Below are 25,896 nucleotides of genomic sequence, written 5' to 3'. Positions count from 1 at the left end.
CGCGGCACCCCGTGCCGAGGGCCAGGGATGTCGGTGCGACGGACTAGAGTCGCTGCCGTGACAGCTACGACACCGCGCCTGCTCCTCGTCGACGGACATTCCATGGCATACCGGGCCTTCTTCGCCCTGCCGGTGGAAAACTTCTCCACCACGACGGGGCAGCCGACCAACGCGGTCTATGGCTTCACCTCCATGCTGATCAACGTGTTGCGGGATGAGCAGCCCACCCACATCGTGGTGGCCTTCGACGTCTCCCGCCGCTCCTTCCGCACCGAGAAATACTCGGAGTACAAGGCCGGCCGCAGCGAGACTCCGACCGACTTCAAGGGCCAGGTCAGCCTGGTCAAGGAGGTCCTGGCCGCGCTGCAGATCCCGGTGGTCGAGAAGGAGGGCTTCGAGGCCGACGACGTCATCGCCACGCTCGCCTGCCAGGCCCGCGACCAGGGCATGTCGGTGCTGATCAGCAGCGGTGACCGCGACGCGTTCCAGCTCGTCGACGACCAGATCACCGTCCTCTACCCGCGCAAGGGTGTCTCCGACCTGGCCCGGATGGACCCGGCGGCGATCGAGGCGAAGTACGGCGTCACCCCACAGCAGTACCGGGACCTGGCCGCGCTGGTCGGCGAAACCAGCGACAACCTGCCCGGCATCCCGGGCGTCGGCCCGAAGACCGCCGCCAAGTGGATCACCACGTACGGCGGGGTGGAGGGCGTGATCGCCCGGGCCGACGAGATCAAGGGCAAGGCCGGCGACAGCCTGCGGGAGCGGCTCGCCGACGTGATCCGCAACTACGAGATCAACCGTCTCGTCTCCGACCTGGAGCTGCCGCTGCGCCCGGAGGACACCCGCTGGGCCGGTTGGGACCGGGAGGCCGTGCACCAGGTCTTCGACACCCTGGAGTTCCGCATTCTGCGTGACCGCCTCTACCAATACCTGGAGGCGGTCGAGCCGGAGGCCGAGTCCGGCTTCGACCTCGCCGGCGAGAGGCTCACCGAGCCCGGCGCGCTGGCCGGCTGGCTGACCACGCACGCCCCGACCGGCACCCCGGTCGGGCTGGCGGTCAAGCTCGACACCGGCCCCAACCGCCGGCACACCGCCTCGATCACCGGTCTCGCGCTGGCCACCGCCGGCGGCGCGGCGGCCTGGGTCGACCCGGCGCAGCTCGACCCGACCGACGAGGGTGCCCTCGCCGGCTGGTTGGCCGACGCGCAGCGGCCCAAGGTGCTGCACGACAGCAAGCCGGCCGTGCTGGCCTGCGCCGCGCACGGCTGGCAGCTCGCCGGCATCGTCCGCGACACCCAGATCGCCGCGTACCTGGCCCGCCCCGATCAGCGGTCCTACGACCTGACCGACCTGGCGCTGCGCTACCTGCACCGGGAGTTGCGGGTGGACGTGCCGGAGTCCGGCCAGCTCACCCTCGACGGGCTCGGTGACGAAGGCGTCGCCGAGCAGAACCTGATGCTCCAGGCCCGGGCCACTCTCGACCTGGCTGACGCCATCGACGCCGAGTTGTCCCGCGACGGCGAGCAGTCCGCCCGGCTGATGGCCGGGGTGGAGCTGCCGTTGATGCGGGTGCTGGCCGGCATGGAGAGCATCGGCATCGCCGCCGACACGCACTATCTGTCCGAGTTGGAGGCGCACTTCGCCGCCGAGGTGAAGGCCGCCGCGCAGGGCGCGTACGAGGCGGTGGGTCGGGAGTTCAACCTCGGCTCGCCCAAGCAGTTGCAGGAGATCCTCTTCACCGAGCTGGGCCTACCGAAGACCAAGAAGATCAAGACGGGCTACACCACCGACGCCGACGCGCTGCAGTGGCTCTACGCGCAGCAACCGCACCCGGTGCTGGCCCACCTGCTGCGCCACCGGGACGTGGCCAAGCTCAAGTCGACAGTCGACGGGCTACTCAAGTCGGTCTCCGACGACGGCCGGATCCACACCACCTTCAACCAGACGGTGGCGGCCACCGGGCGGCTCTCCTCCACCGAGCCCAACCTGCAGAACATCCCCATCCGCACCGAGGAGGGTCGGCGGATCCGCCGGGCCTTCGTGGTGGGCGAGGGCTACGAGTGCCTGCTCACCGCCGACTACAGCCAGATCGAAATGCGGATCATGGCGCACCTGTCCTCGGACGACGCGCTGATCGAGGCGTTCAACTCCGGTGCCGACTTCCACGCCGCCACCGCGTCGTCGGTCTTCGGGGTGCCGCTCGACGACGTCACCCCCGACCAGCGCCGCAAGATCAAGGCCATGAACTACGGCCTGGCGTACGGGTTGAGCGCGTTCGGCCTGTCCCAGCAGCTCAGCATCGGCACCGACGAGGCGCGCGGGCTGATGGAGAACTACTTCGCCGGCTTCGGCGGGGTGCGCGACTACCTGCAGCAGGTGGTCGCCCGGGCACGCCAGGACGGCTACACCTCCACCATCCTGGGTCGCCGCCGCTACCTGCCCGACCTGGTCAGCGACAACCGGCAGCGTCGCGACATCGCCGAGCGGATGGCGCTCAACGCCCCGATCCAGGGCTCTGCGGCCGACATCATCAAGGTGGCGATGCTGCACGTCGACACCGCGCTCGGCGAGGCCGGGATGCGCTCGCGGATGCTGCTGCAGGTGCACGACGAACTGGTCTTCGAGGTGGCCCCCGGCGAGCGGGAGGCACTGGAGGCACTGGTCCGGCGGGAGATGGGCGAGGCGTACCCGCTGTCGGTGCCGTTGTCGGTGTCGGTCGGCGACGGGCACGACTGGAACAGCGCCGATCACTGATTTGCGGTGTGGGGGTTCCGGGGCAGCCCGACCCGCTCCGGGCGGTCAGGCTTGATCCCTGCGCGGGTCGGGCTGCCCCGGAACCCCTGACCGGGTCGCCGTGGTCGCGGCCGTTGGCGTTGGCGTTGTGCATCAGGGTGGTCGGGCTGTCCCCGACCGGCTCGCCCCGGTCGCGGTGCTGCCACCGGTGTGCCCGGTCGTCGCCTTGGTGCTGATCTGTGGTGTGGTCACTTCAGGGGGTCGTGGCCCCAGTTCATGAGGGACCAGCGCCATTTGGTGTCGCGGACGTTGCCGGACGGGCGCTGCGCCATGTGCCGGCGAACGTAGCCAACCACCTTGCGCATGTGCTTGTAGTCGCCCTCGGACAGGTCGCCGCGCTTGCGCCGGAGCAGGTTGATGATCTTCCGGCCGGAATCGTGCCCGACGGACTCGCCGCCACCGGAGCGGCCGCCCTTGTGCCAGCCCACCCGCTTCGACTCATCGGTCTTCAGCCACGTGGACAGCTCGCCGGGCTTCATGTTCACCGCCTCGGTGAACTCCCGGTAGGTGTCCCGGCCCTGATCGTCAGCTCTGCTCATGACGCAGCGCCTCGGGGCGGTGGGCCACGTCGCGGCCCGTCCCGTCACTGCGGACCCGGTACTGCGGTTCGTCGGGCGCCGCGTTCACTGCCCGCCCGCGGATCCGCGTCCGCTCGGTGATCGTCTCCTGCACCACGCCGTACGCGCGGCTGCCGTGGGCCGACCAGGAGACATGGTCGCCCTTGTGGAATCTCTGCTCGGCCATGCCCCTCGGCTACCCGACGCCGTAGGGGTGAAACGACTACGGGGTGATCTCGGCGATCGGCAGCTTGATGTCGAACGGCTCGGTCAGCTCGATCACGTCGGCGCCGTCGGCGACCAGCTCGTACTGCCGCTCACCGCCCGGCCCCACCCGGTCGCCGATCCGGTACGCGTACACGTGCACCGGATCCTGCTCGAGCCGCCAGTAGAACGGGATGCCGGCGGCGGCGTACTCGCCCGGCTTCGCGAACCGGTCGATCCGTCGCGTGCCCGGCGAGACGATCTCCACGGCGAGCACGACATCCTCCGCCCGCAGCCGAGACCGGTCGGATTTCACCTCGGAGTGACACAGCAGCACGTCCGGCTGTCGACTCGTGTTGAAGCTGAGCCCGACTCCCATCGCTTGGGCGACTCGGAGATGGCCCGGCACACGTGAATGCAGCCATAGACGTAGGAGGAACGAGATGTCTTGATGGCCCAGGGTGGGGGAGGGTGTCACCTGGATGACTCCGTCGACGAGTTCGACGCGGGGGGCGTCGTCCGGCAGGGTGAGCAGGTCCTCCAGCGTGTAGTCGGCACGCTGCTGCCGCATCGGATCCGGACACCAGGGGCCAGGTGATGTCGGGATGGGCTCGGCGCTCATGAGTCGAGCCTACCGGCGATCGATGGAATGCAGGTCGGACTGCGAGTGTGAGGCGCTCACGTGGCGGGCTTCTCGGTGACGAAGATGGCGGTGCCGGGGAAGAGTCGACCGCGCAACGGGCTCCACTGCCCCCAGATTGCCTCGTGCCCCTCCGGCCACTCCGGTTCCAGCAGGTCCAGCAGCCGGAACCCCGCGCCGACCAACTCCCGGATCCGGTCACCGAGGGTGCGGTGCTGCTCGACGTAGGTGGCCACGCCGGAGTCGTCCTGTTCCACGTAGGGGGAGCGGTCGAAGTAGGAGTGCACGGCGGTCAGCCCGCCCTCGCCGGGGTCGTCGAGGAAGATCCAGCGCATCGGGTGGGTCACCGAGAACACCCACCGGCCTCCGGGGCGCAGTACCCGGTACACCTCGGCATGCAGGGTCGCCGAGTCGTCCACGAAGGGGATCGCGCCGAAGGCGGTGCAGGCGACGTCGAACGACCCGTCGGCGAACGGCAGGGCGAGCGCGTCGGCCTGCACCAGCGGTACGCGTACCCCGGTGCGGTCGGCGGCCTCGGCGGCGTGCCGCAACATGCCGGCGGACAGGTCGAAGGCGACCGGCCGGGCACCCTGGGTGGCGAGCCAGCGGGCGGCGGCGGCCGCGCCGGCGCCCACCTCGAGCACCCGCCGCCCGGGCAGGTCACCGAGCAGCCGGGCGTCGGCCTCGCGCAGCCCCTCCGGGCACCAGACGAAGTCCACGTCGCCGAGGAACGCGCCGTGCTCGGCCTGGTAGTCGTCGGCGTCGGTGTCCCACCAGCCGCGGTTGGCCCGCCGGGCCTCGGCGTCACCCACCCGGCGCCGGGTGACCCGGCTGTCGTCATCCACGCGCTCACGCTAGGCCCCACCGTGGCCGTTGCGCCCGCTGGGCCGGCCGACCCGCCGAGCGTCGGCAGACAACAGCCTCCTCGAACGTGTGTGAATCCTGGAGCGCCGCGGTGACTGCTGGGGTTGGTGTGACGCAGGAGACAGCAGGGGTGGTTTCCGGGCGATTGTTCGTCTTTCGCAGGTCATCGCACAGAGAGAAGCCGGGAGGCCTTGCACGCTGTGGTAATGCGCACGGTAGGCTAGACGATGCGCTCGCGGATCGCGTTGCCTCGGCAGGGAGCAGGTACGCGGTCGACGGAGCCACATCATGATCTCACTAGGCGATCGTTCGGTGTGCCCGGCGACGGATCCGCTGGCGCGAACAGGTCACTGCGACACCAGCCTGCTGTGACAACCCACCGACCGGAGCAACCGCCCACATGACGAGCAGCATCGAGGCCCCCTCGAGCGCCACCCGGGTCACCCACGACGATCTCGGTTCCGAGGAGGCATTCCTCGCCGCGATCGACGAGACCATCAAGTACTTCAACGACGGCGACATTGTCGAAGGCACCGTCGTCAAGGTCGATCGGGACGAGGTCCTGCTCGACATCGGCTACAAGACCGAGGGTGTCATCCCCTCTCGGGAGTTGTCGATCAAGCACGACGTGGACCCCGCCGAGGTTGTGACGGTTGGCGACCACATCGAGGCCCTGGTCCTCCAGAAGGAGGACAAGGAGGGTCGTCTGATCCTCTCCAAGAAGCGGGCACAGTACGAGCGGGCCTGGGGCACGATCGAGAAGATCAAGGACGAGGACGGCGTCGTCCGCGGTTCGGTCATCGAGGTGGTCAAGGGCGGCCTCATCCTCGACATCGGGCTGCGCGGCTTCCTGCCCGCGTCCCTGGTCGAGATGCGTCGTGTGCGTGACCTGCAGCCGTACGTCGGGCGTGAGCTCGAGGCCAAGATCATCGAGCTGGACAAGAACCGCAACAACGTGGTCCTGTCCCGCCGGGCCTGGCTGGAGCAGACGCAGTCCGAGGTGCGCACCGAGTTCCTCAACAAGCTGCAGAAGGGCCAGGTCCGCAAGGGCGTCGTGTCCTCGATCGTCAACTTCGGCGCATTCGTGGACCTCGGCGGCGTCGATGGTCTGGTGCACGTCTCCGAGCTGTCCTGGAAGCACATCGACCACCCGTCTGAGGTCGTCGAGGTGGGCCAGGAGGTCGAGGTCGAGGTCCTGGACGTCGACCTGGACCGCGAGCGGGTCTCGCTGTCGCTGAAGGCGACCCAGGAAGACCCGTGGCGGCAGTTCGCCCGCACCCACGCGATCCAGCAGATCGTGCCGGGTAAGGTCACCAAGCTGGTGCCGTTCGGTGCGTTCGTCCGCGTGGACGACGGCATCGAGGGCCTGGTCCACATCTCCGAGCTGGCCGAGCGTCACGTGGAGATCCCGGAGCAGGTCGTCCAGGTTGGCTCCGAGGTCATGGTCAAGGTCATCGACATCGACCTGGAGCGTCGCCGGATCTCGCTGTCGCTCAAGCAGGCCAACGAGGGCTTCGTCGAGGGCGAGGAGCACTTCGACCCGACCCTCTACGGCATGGCCGCGACGTACGACACCGAGGGCAACTACATCTACCCGGAGGGCTTCGACCCGGAGACGGGCGAGTGGCTCGAGGGGTACGACAAGCAGCGCGAGACCTGGGAGAACCAGTACGCCGAGGCTCGTCTGCGTTGGGAGGCCCACACCAAGCAGGTGCAGACCTCTCGGGCCGCCGACGCCGAGGCTGCCGCCAACCCGACTCCGGCCGTTCCGGCCGCTGGCGGCACTGGCGGCGGTGGCACCACCTCCTCGTCCAGCCCGGCCCCGAGCCGGCAGGCCGAGGAGCCGGCCGGCACGCTGGCCACCGACGAGGCGCTCGCCGCACTGCGGGAGAAGCTCGCCGGCGGTAAGTGACCCGCTGAACGACTGAACGACGACAGGCCCCGTCCCCGCGATCTTCGGATCGCCGGGGGCGGGGCCTTCGCCGTGCGCGGGTGGTGGTCATCCCCGGCGGGGGCGTCACGGCGTGATCCACTCCAGGGCGGCGACATCGCGGTATCCGCCGGGCGAGATACCGCCACATCGGCGACGTGGAGTGGATCACGCCCCGGGCCGCCGGGCCGCTTCGGCAGTGTCCGGCCACCCTGCTGGCGCGCAAGATCGCGCTCGATCACGGATGTAGGGGCCACCGGGCGACCAGGACACCACTAGAACCAGGATCGAGCACGATCTTGCGGGGCTGGGCCGGCTACGCCGCGCTGGGCAGGGCCGCGCTGGGCAGGGCAGGGCTGGGCTGGCCGTCGGCTTGGGGAGCAGCTCCGCGGTGGGTTTGGCGGCTTGGCCGGTGATCCGGTTGACTGGTCGGGTGCTGAGGGTGGGGTTGACCGGCGGGATCGGGTCGGGCAAGAGCGCGGTGGCCGCGCGGCTCGTGGAGCGGGGCGCGGTGCTCATCGACGCCGACCGGGTGGCCCGGGAGGTCGTCGCGCCGGGCACGGAGGGGCTGGCCGAGATCGTTGCCGCCTTCTCCGATGTGGTGCTGGATGCCGACGGCGCGCTGGACCGTGCCGCACTGGGCGCGGTGGTGTTCGCCGACGAAACCGCCCGCCGTCGGCTGGAGGCGATCACCCACCCGCGGGTTCGGGCCCGTACCGCGGAGTTGGCCGCCGCGGCGGCACCTGACGCGATTGTCGTCAACGACGTACCGCTGCTCGTCGAGGTTGGTCTCGCGCCCACGTACCACCTGGTGATCGTGGTGGAGACGGCCGTGACGACCCGACTGGACCGGCTGGCGCGCGACCGGGGGATGGATCGCGCGGAGGCCGAGCGGCGGATCGCCGCCCAGACCGACGACGCCCGTCGCCGGGCGGCTGCGGACGTGGTGCTCAGCAACGACGGGAGTCTGGCGGAGTTGCACGACGCCGTCGACGCGCTCTGGCGGCAGCGGCTGTTGCCCTACGAGGACAACCTGCGCGAGCGGCGGGTGGTGTCGCCGGGCCGGGGCGACCTGGCCGAGACCGACGCGAGTTGGCCCGAGCAGTACGGGCGGCTGGCCGCTCGGATCCGGCACACGCTCGCCTCGGACGCCCTGCGGATCGACCACATCGGCTCGACCGCGGTGCCCGGTCTCGCCGCCCAGGACGTCATCGACGTGCAGGTGGCCGTGCCGAGCCTCGCCGACGCCGACGGGGCGTTGGCCGACCGGTTGGCGAATGCCGGGTTCCCGCGGGTGCCGGGGCAGTGGTGGGACGATCCGCGTCCGGCCGGCAGCGGTCGGTGGGAGAAGCGGCTGCACGGCAGCGCGGACCCGGCCCGCCCGGTCCGGCTGCACGTGCGTGTCGCGGGCTCGGCGGGCTGGCGTTATGCGCTGCTGATGCGCGACCACCTGCGTGCCGACCCGGATCAGCGGGCCGCGTACCTGCAGTTCAAACGGGACCTGGTCGACTCGGCACCGGCCGGCGACTCCGGCACGGCCGGCGACCCGTGGTTCGACGAGGAGTACCTGCGGGCCGAGCAGTGGGCCGCGCAGACCGACTGGCGGCCCTGAGAGGCACGCTCAGCGGGCGCCGGGCCGACCGTTGGTGGGCCGGGGAATCGGGGTCGGGCGGGGCACCGGGGCCAGTCGGGGCACCACCGCGGTGTGCAGGTCCAGTTGGGCCCAGGCCTTGGCGTCGGTGTGCAACTCCAGCCTCCGTAGCGACCCGTCGCGGTCGATCCAGTAGCGCAGCCGCGCGTCAGCCGGGCCCAACTCGACGACGTCCACGGTCCGTCCGGCGGCGACGTCTTCGCGGACCCGCACAGTCGCACCGGGTTGCCCGACGGACCCGGCGGCCAATGCGGCGTCGACCAGCAGGTTCAGGTCGTCCCCGCCGGATCGGGAGACCCGCCACGCCGCGGCCGGGGGTGGCAGCGGTGGCTGGCCCGGCACCTCCGCCGTGCCGCCACCGGCGGCGGCCGCCGGCAGGTCCGCCCGGGCCAGCCCGGCGGTGTCGCGTCGCAGCAGGGTCCGTCGGTCCGGCACGCCCAGATCGGCAACCGAGAGGTACGCGGTACGCGCGGTCCAGCTCAACCAGCCGGTGCCTCGCAGGTTCGTGTCCGTGCCGGTCGGCGCGGTCAGCGTGACCGTGGCACCGCCCTGGGCGCGTAGCCGCGCCGGCATCCGGTCCAGCCGACGCTGCTCGGTGGCGGTCAACGCGCGGGGCAGACCGGGCCGGCCGCCGAGGGCATCCACCGGCCGGAGTGTCGGCCGGTCCACCCGGTTGAGCAGCACCGTGACCGGGCCGACACCGGGCAGCCGGGTCACCAGCTTGTACAGCCGGGCGTCCTGGTCGAGCCAGTACCGGCTCTGCCCGTCCGGTTCCGTGCCCGCCGACCCGGTGTCCGGCGTGGGTGCCGGGGTGTTGCCCGATGTGGTGCTACCTGGTGGGGTGTTGCCCGGCGTGGTGCTGGCGGCGGGTGGTGTCCCGGTCGGCAGCGGTGCCTGAAGAACGTCCACCGGGCCGCCCGCCGCGGTGTCCCGGGCGATCCAGCGCGCAGCGCTGCCCGGCGTCGTCTGGGTGGGGTCCGGGCGGTCGGCGGCGAGCCCGAGGAGCAGGTCGAGCACCGGCGCCAGACTCGCTCCGGGCGCCAGTCGGTGCAGCCGCCAACGGTCCGCCGGAGGCACCAGTGGAGGTGGGGCGGGGGTGGGCACCGCCGCCGGATCGGGCCGGATCACCAGCACCGGGCCAGCTCTCTGCAACAGCCCGCGCTCGGCACCCGCGCCCGGCCCGCCCACGTCGAGGTAGAGCAGTGACCGTGACCAGTCCACCCAGCCCACCAGCTCGATCCGGGCCGCGTCGGTGCCGGCCGTGACGCGGACCCCGGCGCGGAGGTCCCGCAGGTTGGTGACCCGCACGGCGGCCAGCCGCTCGCCCTCGGCGAGGGTCAGCGGCCGGGCCGGCTCGGGCGGCTCGGGGGTCCAGCTCAACAGCCCGAGAACCAACGCCGTCGCGGACGTCACCGCGGTCAGACCGAGCAACATCAGCACGGTACGTCTGCGACGGCTGGCCGGGGCCGGACCTGCGGTGTCGGCCGTGTCGGCCGTGCCGTCGGGTCTGGTGGTCGTCGGGGCCTTCTCGGGTCCCCGGCCGGCGGCGGTTCGACGGGCGGGGGCGGTTCGGCCGGTGGTGGCGGTTCGGCCGGCGGGGGCGGTTCGGCCGGTGGTGGCGGGCCGGTCGCTGTCGGCTGGTCGGTCGGCGGCGGGTCGGTTGGTGTTGGAGCCGCTCCCGGTGGTCCGGATGGCTGCGGACGCTCCGGCCGAGCCGGTGCGGTGACGACCGGTGCCACGTCCCGGCCGGACGGCACCCCGCAACTCGACACTTCCGCCGCGGGGAAGTCCGGCCCCCCCGCCGCCCGACGGCCCGGCACCGGATGGCGTGGCACCTGGGGGCTTGGTAGCGGGCGCTGTGGCACCGGGCGGCTTGGTAGCGGGCGCTGTGGCACCGGGCGGCTTGTTGGCGGAGGACGTGCCGGAGGTCTTGGTGCCGGATGGTTTGGCACCGGGCGGCGTGGCACCGGGCGGCGTGGCACCGGGCGCTGTGGCGTTGGGCGACGTGGCGTCGGAGGGCGTGGTCCCAGACGGCTCGGCACCGGATGGCTTGGCGCCGGGCGGCGTGCCCCCGGGGGCGGTGGTGTCGGGCGACGGGGTCGCAGAGGTGTCCACGGAGATGAAACGGGCGGGGAGGCACCGGGGTGACGAGCAGGGGCGCTCGCGGCGGCCGGTCTGCGCCTCGAGCGCGACCACACGGGTGCGCACGCCGGACGAGCCGGGTGCTGCGACCGCAGTGCCGGGGGCGGCCGGCCGTGATGACGGCCTGGCCACCGGCCCGGTCGGCCGCCGCGAGCGGCCTACATGGAGAGGGTAGTCCCGGTCACATGGGCCACACAATGGAAATATTGAAGCCGATCACCTACCTGGCGTGACGGCCGTTCCTGTCGGACCTCCGGCGTACCGTTGTTGGCATGGCGCTCGACATTCCCCGGCTCGACAGCCGCTTCCAGGTCGTCAGTGACTTCCAGCCGGCCGGCGACCAACCCGCAGCTATCGATGATCTTGAGCGCCGGGTTCGGCGTGGCGACCGCAACACCGTGCTGCTCGGTGCGACCGGCACCGGCAAGAGCGCCACCACGGCGTGGTTGATCGAGCGGCTGCAGCGCCCGACCCTGGTGCTCGCCCCGAACAAGACGCTCTGTGCGCAGCTGGCCAAGGAGTTCAGTGAGCTGCTGCCGCACAATGCGGTCGAATACTTCGTCTCGTACTACGACTACTACCAGCCTGAGGCGTATATCCCGCAGACCGACACCTACATCGAGAAGGACTCCTCGATCAACGAGGAGGTCGAGCGGCTGCGGCACTCGGCGACGATGTCGCTGCTCACCCGCCGCGACGTGATCGTGGTGGCGACCGTCTCGGCGATCTACGGCCTGGGCACCCCGGAGGAATACCTCGACCGGGCGGTAAAGGTGCAGGTCGGCCAGGAGCTCGACCGTGACCAGTTGCTGCGCCGGCTGGTCGACATCCAGTACACCCGCAACGACATGGCCTTCCAGCGCGGCACCTTCCGGGTTCGCGGCGACACGCTGGAGATCATCCCGGCGTACGAGGAGTTGGCGGTCCGCATCGAGCTGTTCGGTGACGAGGTGGAGAAGCTCTACTACCTCAACCCGTTGACCGGTGACGTGGTCCGCGAGGTCGACCAGCTGGTGATCTTCCCGGCCACGCACTACGCGGCCGGTCCGGAGCGGATGGAGCGGGCGATCCGTGACATCGAGGTCGAGCTGGCCGAGCGGCTGGCCGAGCTGGAGCGGCAGGGCAAGCTGCTGGAGGCGCAGCGGTTGCGCATGCGCACCACCTACGACATCGAGATGATGCGGCAGGTGGGTTTCTGCTCCGGCATCGAGAACTACTCGATGCACATGGACGGGCGGCTGCCCGGCAGCCCGCCGCACTGCCTGCTCGACTACTTCCCCGACGACTTCCTCACCGTCGTCGACGAGTCGCACGTGACCATCCCGCAGATCGGCGGCATGTACGAGGGCGACGCGTCCCGCAAGCGGATGCTGATCGACCACGGTTTCCGGCTGCCCAGCGCGGCCGACAACCGGCCGCTGCGCTTCGACGAGTTCCTGGAGCGGGTCGGTCAGATGGTCTTCCTCTCCGCGACCCCCGGGACGTGGGAGATGGAGCAGGCCCAGGGCGAGTTCGTCGAGCAGGTCATCCGACCCACCGGTCTGGTCGACCCGGAGGTCGTGATCAAGCCGACCAAGGGCCAGATCGACGACCTGATGCACGAGATCAAACTCCGCACCGATCGCGACGAGCGGGTCCTGGTCACCACGCTGACCAAGAAGATGGCCGAGGACCTGTCCGACTACCTTTTGGAGAACGGCATCCGGGTGCGCTACCTGCACTCGGAGGTCGACACGTTGCGCCGGGTGGAGCTGTTGCGCGAGTTGCGCAAGGGCGAGTACGACGTGCTGGTCGGCATCAACCTGCTCCGTGAAGGTCTGGACCTGCCCGAGGTGTCGCTGGTGGCGATCCTCGACGCCGACAAGGAGGGCTTCCTGCGCAGCGGCCGGTCGCTGATCCAGACCATCGGGCGGGCCGCCCGTAACGTCTCCGGTCAGGTCCACATGTACGCCGACAAGATCACCCCGTCGATGGCGGCGGCGATCGACGAGACCGATCGGCGCCGGGCCAAGCAGATCGCGCACAACGAGGCGCACGGGATCAGCCCGGAGCCGTTGCGTAAGAAGATCCACGACATCCTGGACGACATCTACCGCGAGGCCGAGGACACCGAAAACTCCCGGGTCGGGGGCGCGGTGCGTCAGCTTTCCCGTGGCAAGGCGCCGGTCAAGGAGACCCGCAGCCGGAGCCGGTCCGCCGCCACCACCACCTCGCGGGAGGGGATGGCCCGCGCCGACCTCGCCCAGCTCATCCAGGAGCTCAGCGACCAGATGCTGGCCGCTGCCCGCGAGCTGCAGTTCGAGCTGGCGGCCCGGATCCGTGACGAGGTCTCCGACCTGAAGAAGGAGCTGCGCGGCATGGACGCCGCTGGTGTGAAGTGACGGCCACCACCCGGCCGGCCACGACGAGCGTTCCGCTCGGGCGCGGTCGGCCGGGGCACGCGGAGGGCGGGCGAGGTTGACGGCGGCGGCACCGGTCGGGGAGATGGTTCTTGGGTTGCCCGACGTCCGGCTGCGCCCGTTCGTCGACAGGTACGTCGGCTATCGGGAACGGGCCGACGTGCCGCTGGTCCGCCGGGAGTCGGCGGGCGTCTTCGTGGTGCTGATCCTGGGTTGGGGCGCTCCGCTGGACGTGACCGACCCGCGCAGCGCGGAGCGCGGGGCCACGAAGGTCGACTCGTTCGTGGCCGGCACCTTCGACGGCTGGTGCGCCACACGCACGGTGGGTGTGGGGGAGGGCGTCGAGTTGCTGCTCGCCCCGCTGACCGCCCGCCGGCTCCTCGGTCTGCCGCTCAGCGAGCTGACCAACCGGGCCGTGGGCGTCGGGCAGCTCCCGGGCCGTTGGCTGGATCGGCTGCGCTGCCGGCTCGCCGAGGCGGCGGGTTGGCCGGAACGGTTCGCCCTGCTCGACAGGGTGCTCGCCGGCCGGTTGGCGTCGTCCCCACCGGTGGACGCCCGGCTGGACTGGGCGTGGCGGTGGCTCGTCGCCAGCGGTGGGCAGGAAGGTGTGGGTGTGCTCGCCGACGAACTGGGCTGGAGCCGGCGGCACCTCGCGTCCCGGTTCCGGCAGGACGTCGGGCTGCCGCCCAAGATGGTCGCCCGGTTGCTGCGCTTCCAGCAGGCGTACGCGGCGCTGACCGAACCGGGCGCAACCGTCGGGGCGAACGCGGTGGCCGGGGCGGGCGCCGGGCCGCCGACCGGTGCCGGGCAGTCCGCGTACGGTGCCGGGCAGTCCGCCGCTGGTGCCGGGTCGCCCGGCGCGACCCGGGCCGTCGACTGGGCCGCGGTGGCGGCACGATGCGGTTACTACGACCAGTCCCACCTGATCCGGGATTTCCATCAGTTCGCGGGGGCGACTCCGGCCGCGCTGCTCGCCGACCGGTCGTCGGCCGGCTGACACCGCTCGGTTGGCGACCCGCCGAGGTCACATTCGTCCAATCCGGAGCAGGGTCGCCTGCCGCAGAATCAGGTCATGCGAACCGTCTATCCCGTCTTCCGCTACCCCGACCCCCGCTCCGCAATCGACTGGCTCTGCTCCGCCTTCGGTTTCCAGGTGCACGCCGTGCACGAGGCGCCGGACGGCACTGTCGCGCACGCCGAACTCGTCCTCGACACCGGCATGATCATGCTGGGCGGTCGGGCCGACGCGAAGCCCAGGCCGGCCGACGACGACTGGCTGGTCTACGTGGCGGTGCCGGACGTCGACGCCCACTGCGCCCAGGCCCGCGCGGCCGGTGCCGAGATCACCCGAGAGCCGTTCGACACCGACTACGGCTCCCGTGACTACGCCGCCCGCGACCTGGCTGGAAACGTCTGGGCCTTCGGCACCTACCGGCCCTGAGTGGGCACACTTGTCCGGTTCGCCAAAGATCGACTCTAGGTCGCCGATGTGGCGGCATCCGGCCTCGCGGATACCGTCATATCGGCGAGGCGGAGTGGATCAGGCTCGGACGTTCGGCATGGCTGGCACCGGGACTCGGCCAGGCCCGCGCCGAATGACCTGATTGCGGTGAGCGAGCGAGCTATTGCACTGGGTGATCGTCCTGCGTAGTCTCCCTCGATGGGGAGGCCGGGATGCCGTTGCCAACGAGTCCTGTCATTCGACGTGCACGTCTGGGCGCAGAACTGCGCCAACTACGTCGGCGCGAGGCGCTGACCCTGGAGCAGGTCTGCGACCGGCTGGGCTGGGCCTCGACGTCGAAACTGTCCCGCATCGAGCTGGGTCAGAGCCGCCCGGACCTGGCCGATGTGCTCGATCTGCTGGACATCTACAAGGTGCCGCCGCCCGCCCGGGACGCGTTGATCGTGATCGCTCGGGACGCGGCGACCAGCCGAGGCTGGTGGAAGACGCTGGGCGAGATGAGCGAACGACAGCGCACCTACGCCGAGTTGGAGGCGGGTGCCGCCGACATCGTCGAGTACCAGCCGACGGTCGTGCCGGGGCTGCTCCAGACGCCCGCGTACGCCCGGGTTCTGGTCGCGGCCGGTGCCCAGCTCACGCCGGAGGTCGACGTGGAGGCGGAGGTGCGCGCCCGGGCGCTGCGGCAGGAGGTGCTGAGGCGGGCCTACCCGCCGCGTTACACCGCGGTGCTCGCCTCGGCCGTCTGCGACCCGGGTGACCTGCCGGTCGCGGTCTGGCGGGAGCAGTTGCGGCACCTGGTCACCGTGACCGGGCTGTCCCATGTCACGGTGCGGCTGCTGCCACCCGGGGCGGCCGGTGGCGGGCTGCACCCGCTCACGCCGTACTCCTGCTATGCCTTTCCCGACCCGGCGGACCCGCGGACGGTGATGATCGAGGCGTTGACCACCGACGTGCGGTTGGCCACGGTGCTCGACATCGACCGCTACGAGCGGATGACCGAGGCGCTGCTGGCGGCCGCGCTGTCAGCGGAGGAGACGGTCACCGCGCTGGCCCGCCGCGCCGGCGAGTAAGGCCCAGTGCGGCACGCCGCGCGGCCACCGGGCCCGGCGCCCCCGAGCCCGTCGGGACCGGCGGCCGGCGCGTGCGCACGGCACGATAACCGCGGGGTACGACAGCGTCGCTCAGGCCGGCACGTCGAGGAAGTGCTCGACCACGGGCGGCCCGGCGAAGTGCGGCCCGATCAACGCCCGCCACTTCTCGAACCGCTCGGTGGCCCGGAAGTTCTCCTCGTGTGCCTCGACCGAGTCCCATTCGACCAGCAGCACGAAGCGGGTCGGGGACTCGATTCCCCGGGTCATCCGCACCGACCGGCAGCCGGTTGCCCCGGCGAGCACGGGGTGACCCTCGGCGTACGCGGCGGCGAACGCGTCCTCGTGTCCGGGCAGTACGTCGATCAACGCGACCTCAAGCACCATGCCGGAAAGCCTCCCACGGTGGGCAGGGTCGGCGGCGACGCGGGGTCGGTTCCGGTGTCGACGGTACCCCTGGGGTGGGCATCGTGATCATGGGCGGGAGGAGCGCTACCGGGGCAGCGTGTCGCCGGCCCGATCGCCGGCCCGACTCGCACTAGCCTCCTAGGACGGCGTAGCGGGTGTGCCGCGTCCGTTGTTCCCCGCCGACGGGTGGTCAGTGCCACCGGCTGCCCGGGGTGTGATCACGGGGCGTGGTGGGCAACAATGGTCACCGAGGAGGGGAGTATTCCCCCGCGACGGAGTCGTCAGCACGGTCGAGCGCCGGAACCACGGCGCCCCGACCCGGCCCCGTAGGTCGCCACCCCGACGAGGGGCGGCGGCGGAAGAGACCTCCGACAGTCACCAGAGTGAGCGACAGCGGCACGCCGGCCCTTCCGGGGGCGTACGGTGTGCCCGACGCCGCGTGTCTGCCGGAGGAATGAACGTTGGACGTGTCCGGATTGGTGTGGGCGGGGACGCTTGTCGCACTGACTGCGGTCCTGTTCGTCGACCTGTTGATCATCGGTCGGCGTCCGCACGAGCCGAGTGTGCGGGAATCGAGCCTCTGGGTCGCCTTCTACGTCGGGCTGGCCCTGCTCTTCGGGGCGGGTGTCTGGCTGACCTCGGGCGCCAGCCCGGCGGGGCAGTTCTACACCGGCTGGCTCACCGAGTACAGCCTCTCGGTGGACAACCTCTTCGTCTTCGTGATCATCATGGCCCGTTTCGGGGTGCCCCGGCAGTACCAGCAGAAGGTGCTGCTCGTCGGCATCGTGCTGGCGTTGGTGATGCGCGGCGGGTTCATCGCCGCCGGTGCGGCGCTGATCACGCAGTTCTCCTGGGTCTTCTACATCTTCGGCGCGTTCCTGATCTACACAGCGGTCAACCTGGCCCGGCAGGGTGAGCCGGACGAGGACGAGTTCTCCGAGAACGTGTTGATCCGGTGGAGCCGCAAGGCGCTGCCGATCTCCAAGGAGTACGACGGCGCGAAGCTCACCACCCACGCGACCGGCAGGCGACTGTTCACCCCGATGCTGATCGTGATGATCGCGATCGGCACCACGGACCTGATCTTCGCCCTGGACTCGATCCCGGCGATCTTCGGCATCACGCAGGAGCCGTACCTGGTCTTCACCGCGAACGTCTTCGCGCTGATGGGCCTCCGTCAGCTCTACTTCCTGCTCGGTGGCCTGCTCGACCGGCTGATCTACCTGAGCTACGGCCTGGCCGTCGTGCTCGGCTTCATCGGGGTGAAGCTGGTGCTGGAGGCGTTGGCCGACAACAACCTGCCGTTCGTCAACGGTGGCGAGCACGTCGGCTGGGCGCCGCACATCCCGATCTGGCTGTCGCTGCTGGTCATCATCGGCACCCTGGGTGTCGCCACCGCCGCCAGCCTGATCAAGTCCTCCCGGGACCGACGCCGCGAGTTGGCCGACGCCCGACGCTGACCGGGCACCGGTCGGGCGCAGATGCGCGCCCGACCGGTCAGACCCGGTGTGCGCCGACCAGCGTGGCGGTCCGATCGGCGGGCAGTGGCTCCTCGATGACCCGCCGCCGCCGGTAGCAGGCGTGCAGCATCCGCCGCTCACCGTCGTCGCCGGGCGTGGCGGTGACGATGCCGATGTGGTGGATCTTGCGGCCGGGCCGGGCGAAGAAGTAGAGATCACCGGGGCGTTCCGCGCCCAGCGTCAGCGGGGTGGTGGCCACGGCCTGGTCGTCGGCGTCGCGGGGCAGCAGCACCCCGAATCGCCGCCAGGCCAGGTGTACGAGCCCCGAGCAGTCGATGCCGTGTGCGGAGAGACCGCCCCAGATGTAGACCACGTCCAGCAGCCGCTGAGCCACCGCGAGCGCCTGTTCGGCGGCCGGCGACGCGGCCGGGGCCGGGGTCAGGTGGTTGTCGAGCAGCCAGAGTGGCGCGGCCCGCCCGGGGACGTGTACCGGCCGCCAGCCGTCGCGCGCGGGGCCGGCCGGTGCCAGGCGGGTGCCGACGACCACGCCGGGCAGCACCACCGGGCCACTCGGCTCGGCGTGCAGCCCGGTGACGGTGGCGTCGACCACCAGCGGGTGGTCGGTGCGAGTGGCCGGGTCGACCGTGGTCAGCTGGTCGGCGGGGAGCCAACCCGGGTAGCCGCGCGGGTCCAGCTTGGCTGCTGGCTGCTCGACGGCGACGACCCGGGCCCAGCCGTCCGGGCGCACCTCGCTGACGAGCACCCGCTCGCCGAGCAGGAGTTGGCTCAGCACGCACTCGCCGACCTGCTGGTCGGTGTTCAGACCGGAGACCCAGGCCGGGATGTCGGCTCCGGTGGTCAGCGCCGGGCGGTCGACCGGACGGACCGCCTCGGGTGAGGTCCACAGTGTTGCCACCGCGACCCGGACGACGGCCTCGCGGCCCGGTTGCAGCTCCACGTCAACCCCCAGATCGTGTCGGCTGTCCCCGGGAAACCCTAGGAAAGAAACCGACGATCATCAACTGTGCGTCTGCACCTTTGCTTCAGCAAGCCCGGAGATGCCCAGGCCGGGGGCGTTCGGCAACACCACGGTCGACCCGTCGTACCGAATCCCGCCCTGCACCGGCGACCAGGCCAGCCACCACGCGGCGTCCAGGTCGGCCACCGCTGTGGTGCCGTAGGCGGCGACCAAGCTCGCCGCCGCCCCGATGCCGACCTGGCTCTCCATCATCGAACCGACCACCGTGCCGAGCCCGTGGGCGGTGGCCAGCTCGAGGAGGGTACGCGCCGGGTGCAGCCCGCCGCACTTGGCCAGCTTGACGTTGACCAGGTCGGCCGCCCGACGGCGGATCACCTCCACCAGGTCACGGACCCCGAAGACCGCCTCGTCGGCCAGGATCGGCACGGACACCCGGTCGCTGACCCAGGCCAGCCCGTCCAGGTCCCAGCGGGCCACCGGCTGCTCGACCAGTTCCACGTCGAGCCCGGCGTCCTCGATGCCACGAATCACCCGGACCGCCTCCCGGGGCGTCCAGCCCTGGTTGGCGTCGAGCCGAATCCGGACCCCGGGGCCGACGGCCGCGCGGACGGCCCGCACCCGGTCGAGGTCGCCGGCCGCGTCGGTGCCGACCTTCACCTTCAGCACGCCGAACCCGTCGGCCTGCCGCTGCCGTGCCGACGCCGCCAGGTCCACCGCGTCGCCCGCCGCCAGTGTGACGTCCGTCGGCACCCGCAGCGTGGTGCCCCCGAGCAACCGCACCAGGGGTACGCCCAACCGTCGGGCGGCGAGGTCGTGCAGGGCGACGTCCACCGCCGCCTTCGCCGCCTCGTTGCCGGCCGCCGCGCGCTGCACCTCGGTGCAACGGGCCACCAGGTCGTCCGGGTCACGACCGATCAGCAGTGGGCCGAGCAGCTCGCGTACGCACGCCTGCGCGCCGGCCACCGACGCGCCGGTGACCTGCCAGACCTGGGGCGCCTCGCCGAAGCCGGACCGGCCGTCGGCATCGATCAGTTCGACGACGAGAGTCTCCACTGTGGTGGTGCGGCGCAGCGCGGTGACGAACGGGGTGTGTAAGGGGGCGGAAACCCGGTGGGTGCGTACCGCCGAGATCGTCATGTCGGGCACCCTATATGCAGGCACGCCGCGGGAGGGGACACCGGATGGCCGGGCAGGGTTGGAAGTTGGTGGGCGCACCGAACGCGCGGGACCTGGGCGGGCTTGTCGGTGCCGACGGGCGACGGGTCCGCGTCGGGCAACTGATTCGCACCCCGGCGTTGGGTCGGCTGACCGACGAGGACCTACCGGTGCTCGCGAAGCTGGCCCCGGCATGTGTGCTGGACCTGCGCGACTCCTCCGAGATCGCGGTCGCCCCGGCCGATCGGCTGGTCGGTGAACCCCGAGTGGTGCACCTCCCGGTGCACGACCCGGAGCACCCGGTCTTCACGTACGTCTCGGCGGTGCTGCTCGGCCACGACCTCGACGCGTACGCGGAGCTGGCCCGGCAGGGCACGGCGGGGGCGATGGCGGCCATCTACCGGTGGTTCGTCACCGGCGAGTCGGCACGGGTCGGCTTCGCCGAGGCGGTGCGGCTGGCCGCCCAGCCGGAGAACCTGCCGCTGGTCTACCACTGCTCCGCCGGCAAGGACCGCACGGGTTGGCTGACCGTCATCCTGCTGACGGCGCTCGGGGTGGACGAGGTGGCGATCCGCTCCGACTACCTGCGCAACAACGCGCTGACCGACAGCCTGCGCGCGGTGATCGTCGAGGCGTTGCGGCGGCGGCGACCCGACCTGGACGTCGACGCGGTGCTGCCGGTGCTGGAGGTCCGCGCCGAGTATCTCGACGCCGCGTACGACGAGGTGCGCCGGGTGCACGGCTCGTTCGACGCGTACCTGCGCGACGGGCTCGGGATCACCGAGGAGACCCGCACGGCGCTGCGGGCGCAGTTGCTGGACTGACCGGCGCGTCCGGCGGTGTGCCGGTGCGGGTTCAGAGCTGATGGCGGGCGGCCCAGACCTGGGCCGAGATGTGCGCGATCAGCCGGCAGGCGTCGTCGGAGTCGGAGTCGCCGCCGCCGTCGGCCGGGTCGGTGGTGGTGCAGACGGCGATCAGGTACGGCGGGGCGTCGTCGGGCAGCACCACGCCCGCGCCGTGCCGCACGCCGCGTACCCAACCGTTCTTGTGCGCGATGCGGGTGCCCTCCGGCAGACCGGCGGCCAGGTCCTCGCGGTGCTCCTGGGCGAGCAGGACGTCCAGCATGGCCGAGCAGGCGGCCGGCGCGGCGAGCGTGCCGGGGGTGCCCGCCCCCCAGGCCAGTGCGCCGAGCAGGGCGGCCAGGTCGGCGGCGGTGACCACGTTGGTGATGCCGGCGTCGCGGGCCGCGAAGTCCTCGATGCCCCGCCCCGTGACGCTGTTGCGGGCGCCGGCGAGCGCCCACACCTCGGCCACCGCGGGCAGCCCGACGTGCCCGATGACCAGGTTGGTGGCCAGGTTGCTGGAGCGCACGATCATCCGGTCGGCCAGCCAGCGCAGCGTCGCCGTGGCACCCAGCCGGTCCCAGACGGCGTCGTCGTTGTCGTAGAGCTGCGCACAGGAGAACCGGGGTGCGCCGGGCTGGGCGGAATCGAATTCGTTGACCAGCGGGACCGGGGCGTCCAGGTCCACCGTGCCGGCCTCGGCGGCGCGGTGCAGCGCGGCGAGCACCGCCACCTTCATGGTGCTCGCGGCGTAGTGGGCGGCGTCCGCGTGGCGGGTCCAGGTCGGCGGCGCGTCGAGCCGGCCCACGTACGCCGAGACGGTGCCGGGCACCCGGTCCAGGTGGACGTCGAGATCATCCCAGGTCATGCCGGTGACCGTAGCGGATCAGCGGTGGACGGTCGGACCGGCCCGCGTACCCCGGTCGGAAACGGACGGGCGCGTCGACCGCAAGCGGTCGACGCGCCCGTCGTCGGGTGCTGCTGGGATCAGCCGGCGTGCTTGCGGCGGGCGGCGGCCCGGCCCCGCTGCTGCTGGTCGAGCACCACCTTGCGGATGCGCACCGTGGCCGGGGTGACCTCGACGCACTCGTCCTCGCGGCAGAACTCCAGCGCCTGCTCCAGCGAGAGCTTGCGCGGCGGGATCAGCTTCTCGGTCTCGTCGGAGGTCGAGGCCCGCATGTTGGTGAGCTTCTTCTCCTTGGTGATGTTGACGTCCATGTCGTCGGAGCGGGAGTTCTCGCCGACGATCATGCCCTCGTACACCTCGGTGGTCGGCTCGACGAAGAGCTGGCCGCGCTCCTGCAGGTTGATCATCGCGAAGGCGGTGACCGCGCCGGCCCGGTCCGCGACCAGGGAGCCGTTGTTACGGGTACGCAGCTCGCCGAACCACGGCTCGTAGGACTCGAAGACGTGGTGCAGGATGCCGGTGCCCCGGGTGTCGGTGAGGAACTCGGTGCGGAAGCCGATCAGGCCGCGCGCCGGCACCAGCCACTCCATCCGGATCCAGCCGGTGCCGTGGTTGACCAGCTGCTCCATCCGGCCCTTGCGGGTGGCCAGCAGCTGGGTGATCGCGCCCAGGTGCTCCTCGGGGGCGTCGATGGTCAGCCGCTCCACCGGCTCGCAGGTCTTGCCGTCGATCTCGCGCGTGACCACCTGCGGCTTGCCGACGGTCAGCTCGTAGCTCTCCCGGCGCATCTGCTCGACCAGGATGGCCAGCGCCAGCTCACCGCGGCCCTGCACCTCCCAGGCGTCCGGCCGCTCGGTGGGCAGCACCCGCAGCGACACGTTGCCGATCAGCTCCTTGTCGAGCCGGTCCTTGACCATCCGTGCGGTGACCTTGGAGCCCTTGATCCGGCCGACAAGCGGCGAGGTGTTGGTGCCGATGGTCATCGAGATGGCCGGCTCGTCGACGGTGATCAGCGGCAGCGCGACCGGGTTGTCCACGTCCGCGAGGGTCTCACCGATCATGATCTCGGGGATGCCGGCGACGGCGATGATGTCGCCCGGGCCGGCGGTCTCGGCCGGCTTGCGCTCCAGGCCCTCGGTCATCAGCATCTCGGAGATGCGGACCCGCTGGGTGCTGCCGTCGGTGCGGCACCAGGCCACCGTCTGGCCCTTGCTGATGGTGCCCTGGCGGACCCGGCACAGCGCCAGCCGGCCGAGGAACGGCGAGGCGTCGAGGTTGGTGACGTGCGCCTGCAGCGGCGCGTCGTCCTCGTACGCGGGTGCCGGGATGGTGTCCAGCAGGGTGCGGAACAGCGGCTCCAGGGAGGTGCTGTCGTCGGGCACCGAACCGTCGGCGGGCTGGGTCAGCGAGGCGATGCCGTCGCGGGCGCAGGCGTAGACGATCGGGAAGTCGATCTGCTCCTCGTCGGCGTCCAGGTCGAGGAAGAGCTCGTAGGTGTCGTCCACGACCTCCTTGATCCGGGCGTCGGGGCGGTCCACCTTGTTGATCACCAGGATGATCGGCATCCGGGCGCGCAGCGCCTTGCGCAGCACGAAGCGGGTCTGCGGCAGCGGACCCTCGCTGGCGTCGACGAGCAGCACCACGCCGTCGACCATGGTCAGGCCGCGCTCCACCTCGCCACCGAAGTCGGCGTGGCCGGGGGTGTCGATGATGTTGATGGTGACCGGGTCCGAGCCGTCCGCCGGCAGGTAGCGCACGCCGGTGTTCTTGGCCAGGATGGTGATGCCCTTCTCCCGTTCCAGGTCGCCGGAGTCCATCACCCGCTCGGTGTTCTCGCCGCGTGCGCCGTACGCGCCGGCCTGCCGCAACATGGCGTCGACCAGGGTGGTCTTGCCGTGGTCGACGTGAGCGATGATGGCGACGTTGCGGAGGTCGGTGCGAAGCTGCATACCCTCTATCCTTCCGCCTGCGCTCGCGCAGGCTGCGTCGGGGTCACCCCCAGGTGCCCCTGATCTATGGTGAAACCGCTGTCCTGGTCGTTCCCCCGGCTGGCATGCTGACTCCCGTGTTCCGGGGGCCTGAGTGCATGACCTGCTGACCTGGGTGCAGGGCCTGCCCGCCCTGTGGATCTACCTGGTCGCCGCGCTGATCGTGGCGGGCGAGACCGCGGTGATCTTCGGCCTGCTCGTGCCGGGTGAGGCTACCCTGCTGCTCGTCGGCTTCCTCACCTACAACGGTACCTTGCGGCTCGGGCCGGCGTTGCTCGCGATGATCTTCGCCGCGGTCCTCGGTGATGGGCTGGCCTTCCGCGCCGGACGACGCTATGGGCCCCGGCTGCGTGCCGGGCTGGGTCACCGGGTCGGGCCCGAGCGCTGGGGCCGGGCCGACGCCATGCTCGCCCGGCTCGGTGGGCGGGGCGTGTTCGCCGCCCGTTGGGTGGCCTTCGCCCGCACCCTGGTGCCCCGGCTGGCCGGTGCGGCCGGCATGCCGTACCGACGGTTCGCGCTGTGGAACCTGGCCGGAGTGGTGACCTGGGTGGGCGGCTCGGTCCTGCTCGGTCACCTCGCCGGTGAGTCGTACGACACGGTCTCCCGGCTGCTGGGTCGCGCCACCGGGGTGGCGCTGCTGCTGCTGGCCGGTCTGTTGGGAGTCGTGCTCGCCGGCCGGTGGCTGGGTCGCAACCCCGACCCGGTACGCGCCCTGCTGTCCCGGGCGGGCGCGCTGCCGCCGGTGCGCTGGCTCACCGCCCGCTACGGTGTGCTGTTCTTCCTGGTGGCCATGCGGATCGGGCCGGCCTGGACGCTGCTGCTCAATCTCGCCGCCGGGCTCCTGTTGCTCTTCGCCGCCGGGCTCGCCATCGCCGGGCTGCTCGCCGTGGCGATCCGCAACAGTGGGTTGGCCGCGCTGGACGACGCTGTCGCGGGCTGGTTCGCCGCCCGGCGTACCCCGGGTGCCGCCGACGCCACGATGCTCGTGGTGTCGCTGGTACGCGGGTGGGTGTTGATCGTGTTGGTGGCGCTGGTGGCCGCGGTGCTGGCGTGGCGCAACCGGCCCTGGCGCGCGGACCTGCTCAGCGTGGTCGGCACGGTGGGCGCGTTCGTGCCGCTGCTGGTGCTGGCCGTGGTGGCCGAGGTGACCGGGCCGCACGGGACCGCACCGGGTGGCGGCGACGCGGTCCCGCTCTCGACGCAGAACGCCGTGGTCGCGGCGAGCTTCTGCACCCTGGCCTGGCTGGTGTCGCGAAGCGCCCGCTGGCCGGTGGCGGTGGCCGCCTGGACGGCCGCCGCCGCCGGGTTGCTCGGGATCGGCGGCGCGCGGCTCTACCTCGGCCTGGAGACGGCGAGCGGGACCGCCGCGGCGGTGCTGCTCGGGGTGCTCTGGACGGTGGTGTTCATCGTCGCCTGGGCCACCCGGGACCGGGCGGTGGGGGACCGGGAGCAGCATGTTGATCCGGCCCGTCCTCCGTCGCAGGGGCACCGCCGCCCGGTGGAACCTTGCTAGGGTGCGGCGACGATCACACGGGGGAGTATCGACATGTTTCGACGGACCGGTCGGTGGGGCGCTGCGGTGCTCGCCGGGATCCTGCTGGCGAGTGCGCTGGTCGGCTGCGCCGCCCCGGGGGAGAGCCCGCAGGACGTGGCCGCCCCGGTCGCGGTCACCGATGCGCCGACGGACGCCCCCACCGATGAGGTCACCGCGGAGCCGAGCCCGTCGCTGAGCGCGGTGGAGTCGATGGGTGCCGCGCCGAGCCATCGCGCGACCCCGACCGCGAAGCCGACGAAGAAGTCGACCCGCACGGCGCCGAAGCCGCTCGCGGTGGCGAAGCCGCCCACCGAGACCAACGTCCCGCCGGCCCCGCCGAAGCCAGCCCCGAGCTCCTGCAAGCCGAGTTACAAGGGCACCCAGGCGACCCGGGCCGAGGTGAAGGCCGCGTTGACCGACGCGGCCGGTCGCGTCTACTGGCCGGTCTCCGCGCCGGACATCAAGATCCCGCTCAACCTGCTCAAGGCCACCGCGTGGCAGGAGAGCGGCTGGCAGTCCAACATCTACGCCTGCGACGGCGGTGTCGGGTTGATGCAGGTGATGCCGGACACCGCGACCTGGATGAACCAGCGGTTCGAGAAGAGCTACCGGATCGACGACTACCGGGACAACGCCTACCTCGGTGCCACCTACCTGGCCTGGGCGACCAGGTACATCGGCGAGATGTACTTCGAGTCCGACTTCCGCCTCGACCCGGCCCTGTGCACCGCCGAGCTGAACTCCTGCCTGCTCAACGCGGTCATCGCCGCGTACAACTTCGGGCATGGGGCGGTGGCGCAGGAGGGGGAGCCGCTGGCCATCCCCAACCCGTCGTACGTGCGCAACGTGCGGGCGTTGATGAGCGAGTGCGTCTGCCTCGAGTACTGACC

The 25,896-nt window shown here is 71.4% G+C and carries 20 protein-coding genes and 1 pseudogene; 11 read left to right on the top strand and 10 right to left on the bottom strand.

Going from position 1 to position 25,896, the window contains the following annotated elements; translation table 11 throughout:
- The first annotated feature begins 57 nt into the window (after nt 1–57).
- On the top strand, nt 58–2,757 hold the full coding sequence (gene polA, locus C7C45_RS13420) for a DNA polymerase I (protein WP_110563990.1): 2,700 nt from the start codon (nt 58–60) through the stop codon (nt 2,755–2,757).
- Between the two features lie 230 nt (nt 2,758–2,987).
- Here the strand turns inward: polA and C7C45_RS13415 are convergent.
- The 4 genes and pseudogenes from C7C45_RS13415 to C7C45_RS13400 all read right to left on the bottom strand — a co-directional run.
- Nucleotides 2,988–3,335, bottom strand: a pseudogene (locus C7C45_RS13415) (DUF3140 domain-containing protein); the annotation flags it as partial.
- A complete protein-coding gene (locus tag C7C45_RS13410) occupies nt 3,322–3,540 on the bottom strand; it encodes a hypervirulence associated TUDOR domain-containing protein (RefSeq protein WP_110563988.1) in 219 nt (72 codons plus the stop codon). The gene C7C45_RS13410 and the pseudogene C7C45_RS13415, both read right to left, overlap by 14 nt.
- 36 nt (nt 3,541–3,576) lie before the next feature.
- Nucleotides 3,577–4,179 carry a Uma2 family endonuclease gene (locus tag C7C45_RS13405; RefSeq protein ID WP_244200368.1) on the bottom strand — a complete coding sequence of 201 codons (603 nt, stop codon included), beginning with the start codon at nt 4,177–4,179 and terminating at the stop codon, nt 3,577–3,579.
- Between the two features lie 56 nt (nt 4,180–4,235).
- On the bottom strand, nt 4,236–5,042 hold the full coding sequence (locus tag C7C45_RS13400) for a class I SAM-dependent methyltransferase (RefSeq protein WP_110563986.1): 807 nt from the start codon (nt 5,040–5,042) through the stop codon (nt 4,236–4,238).
- A 419-nt stretch (nt 5,043–5,461) separates the two neighbouring features.
- Here C7C45_RS13400 and rpsA point away from each other — a divergent pair, with 419 nt between their 5' ends.
- Nucleotides 5,462–6,973, top strand: a complete 1,512-nt coding sequence (gene rpsA / locus C7C45_RS13395) for a 30S ribosomal protein S1 (protein WP_110563985.1) — start codon at nt 5,462–5,464, stop codon at nt 6,971–6,973.
- 451 nt (nt 6,974–7,424) lie between these two features.
- Nucleotides 7,425–8,603: a dephospho-CoA kinase gene (gene coaE / locus C7C45_RS13390; RefSeq protein ID WP_110563984.1), complete on the top strand. Its 1,179-nt coding sequence runs from the start codon at nt 7,425–7,427 to the stop codon at nt 8,601–8,603.
- 9 nt (nt 8,604–8,612) lie between these two features.
- Here coaE and C7C45_RS13385 read toward each other — a convergent pair whose 3' ends face one another.
- Nucleotides 8,613–10,076, bottom strand: a complete 1,464-nt coding sequence (locus tag C7C45_RS13385; RefSeq protein WP_208641160.1) for a hypothetical protein — start codon at nt 10,074–10,076, stop codon at nt 8,613–8,615.
- 980 nt (nt 10,077–11,056) lie between these two features.
- Here C7C45_RS13385 and uvrB point away from each other — a divergent pair.
- From uvrB to C7C45_RS13365, 4 genes are all read left to right on the top strand, one after another.
- Nucleotides 11,057–13,165, top strand: a complete 2,109-nt coding sequence (uvrB, locus tag C7C45_RS13380) for an excinuclease ABC subunit UvrB (RefSeq protein ID WP_110563983.1) — start codon at nt 11,057–11,059, stop codon at nt 13,163–13,165.
- Nucleotides 13,166–13,280: 115 nt separating this feature from the next.
- The gene (locus C7C45_RS13375) at nt 13,281–14,180 is read left to right on the top strand and encodes a helix-turn-helix domain-containing protein (RefSeq protein WP_244200367.1); all 900 of its coding nucleotides are present in this window, start codon (nt 13,281–13,283) and stop codon (nt 14,178–14,180) included.
- Between the two features lie 75 nt (nt 14,181–14,255).
- Nucleotides 14,256–14,624: a VOC family protein gene (locus tag C7C45_RS13370; protein WP_110563981.1), complete on the top strand. Its 369-nt coding sequence runs from the start codon at nt 14,256–14,258 to the stop codon at nt 14,622–14,624.
- A 233-nt stretch (nt 14,625–14,857) separates the two neighbouring features.
- Nucleotides 14,858–15,715: a helix-turn-helix domain-containing protein gene (locus C7C45_RS13365; RefSeq protein WP_110563980.1), complete on the top strand. Its 858-nt coding sequence runs from the start codon at nt 14,858–14,860 to the stop codon at nt 15,713–15,715.
- Between the two features lie 111 nt (nt 15,716–15,826).
- On the opposite strand, the gene C7C45_RS13360 is transcribed toward C7C45_RS13365, so the two are convergent.
- Nucleotides 15,827–16,120, bottom strand: a complete 294-nt coding sequence (locus C7C45_RS13360) for an antibiotic biosynthesis monooxygenase family protein (RefSeq protein ID WP_110563979.1) — start codon at nt 16,118–16,120, stop codon at nt 15,827–15,829.
- A gap of 482 nt (nt 16,121–16,602) precedes the next feature.
- On the opposite strand from C7C45_RS13360, the gene C7C45_RS13355 reads away from it, so the two are divergent.
- Entirely contained in the window at nt 16,603–17,601 is a 999-nt protein-coding gene (locus C7C45_RS13355) for a TerC family protein (protein WP_110563978.1), read from the top strand.
- A gap of 37 nt (nt 17,602–17,638) precedes the next feature.
- Here C7C45_RS13355 and C7C45_RS13350 read toward each other — a convergent pair whose 3' ends face one another.
- Together C7C45_RS13350 and C7C45_RS13345 are read right to left on the bottom strand one after the other, a co-directional pair.
- Complete coding sequence (locus C7C45_RS13350; RefSeq protein WP_110563977.1) at nt 17,639–18,559, bottom strand: C40 family peptidase; 921 nt, start codon at nt 18,557–18,559, stop codon at nt 17,639–17,641.
- 60 nt (nt 18,560–18,619) lie between these two features.
- Complete coding sequence (locus C7C45_RS13345; RefSeq protein WP_110563976.1) at nt 18,620–19,717, bottom strand: mandelate racemase/muconate lactonizing enzyme family protein; 1,098 nt, start codon at nt 19,715–19,717, stop codon at nt 18,620–18,622.
- 44 nt (nt 19,718–19,761) lie between these two features.
- Here C7C45_RS13345 and C7C45_RS13340 point away from each other — a divergent pair, with 44 nt between their 5' ends.
- Nucleotides 19,762–20,559: a tyrosine-protein phosphatase gene (locus C7C45_RS13340; protein ID WP_110563975.1), complete on the top strand. Its 798-nt coding sequence runs from the start codon at nt 19,762–19,764 to the stop codon at nt 20,557–20,559.
- Nucleotides 20,560–20,590: 31 nt separating this feature from the next.
- On the opposite strand, the gene C7C45_RS13335 is transcribed toward C7C45_RS13340, so the two are convergent.
- Both C7C45_RS13335 and typA read right to left on the bottom strand, forming a co-directional pair.
- Nucleotides 20,591–21,445, bottom strand: coding sequence for a serine hydrolase (locus C7C45_RS13335; protein WP_110563974.1), 855 nt, complete (start codon nt 21,443–21,445; stop codon nt 20,591–20,593).
- Between the two features lie 119 nt (nt 21,446–21,564).
- Nucleotides 21,565–23,433, bottom strand: coding sequence for a translational GTPase TypA (typA, locus tag C7C45_RS13330; protein ID WP_110563973.1), 1,869 nt, complete (start codon nt 23,431–23,433; stop codon nt 21,565–21,567).
- A gap of 133 nt (nt 23,434–23,566) precedes the next feature.
- Here typA and C7C45_RS13325 point away from each other — a divergent pair, with 133 nt between their 5' ends.
- Both C7C45_RS13325 and C7C45_RS13320 read left to right on the top strand, forming a co-directional pair.
- The gene (locus C7C45_RS13325; protein ID WP_110563972.1) at nt 23,567–24,985 is read left to right on the top strand and encodes a DedA family protein; all 1,419 of its coding nucleotides are present in this window, start codon (nt 23,567–23,569) and stop codon (nt 24,983–24,985) included.
- A 33-nt stretch (nt 24,986–25,018) separates the two neighbouring features.
- On the top strand, nt 25,019–25,894 hold the full coding sequence (locus C7C45_RS13320; RefSeq protein ID WP_110563971.1) for a lytic transglycosylase domain-containing protein: 876 nt from the start codon (nt 25,019–25,021) through the stop codon (nt 25,892–25,894).
- Nucleotides 25,895–25,896: the final 2 nt, after the last annotated feature.

The organism is Micromonospora arborensis, from assembly GCF_003205615.1.
Classification (GTDB): domain Bacteria; phylum Actinomycetota; class Actinomycetes; order Mycobacteriales; family Micromonosporaceae; genus Micromonospora; species Micromonospora arborensis.
The sequence above is the reverse complement of the archived record's forward strand: the minus strand, read 5'-3'. Positions and strand labels throughout refer to the sequence as shown.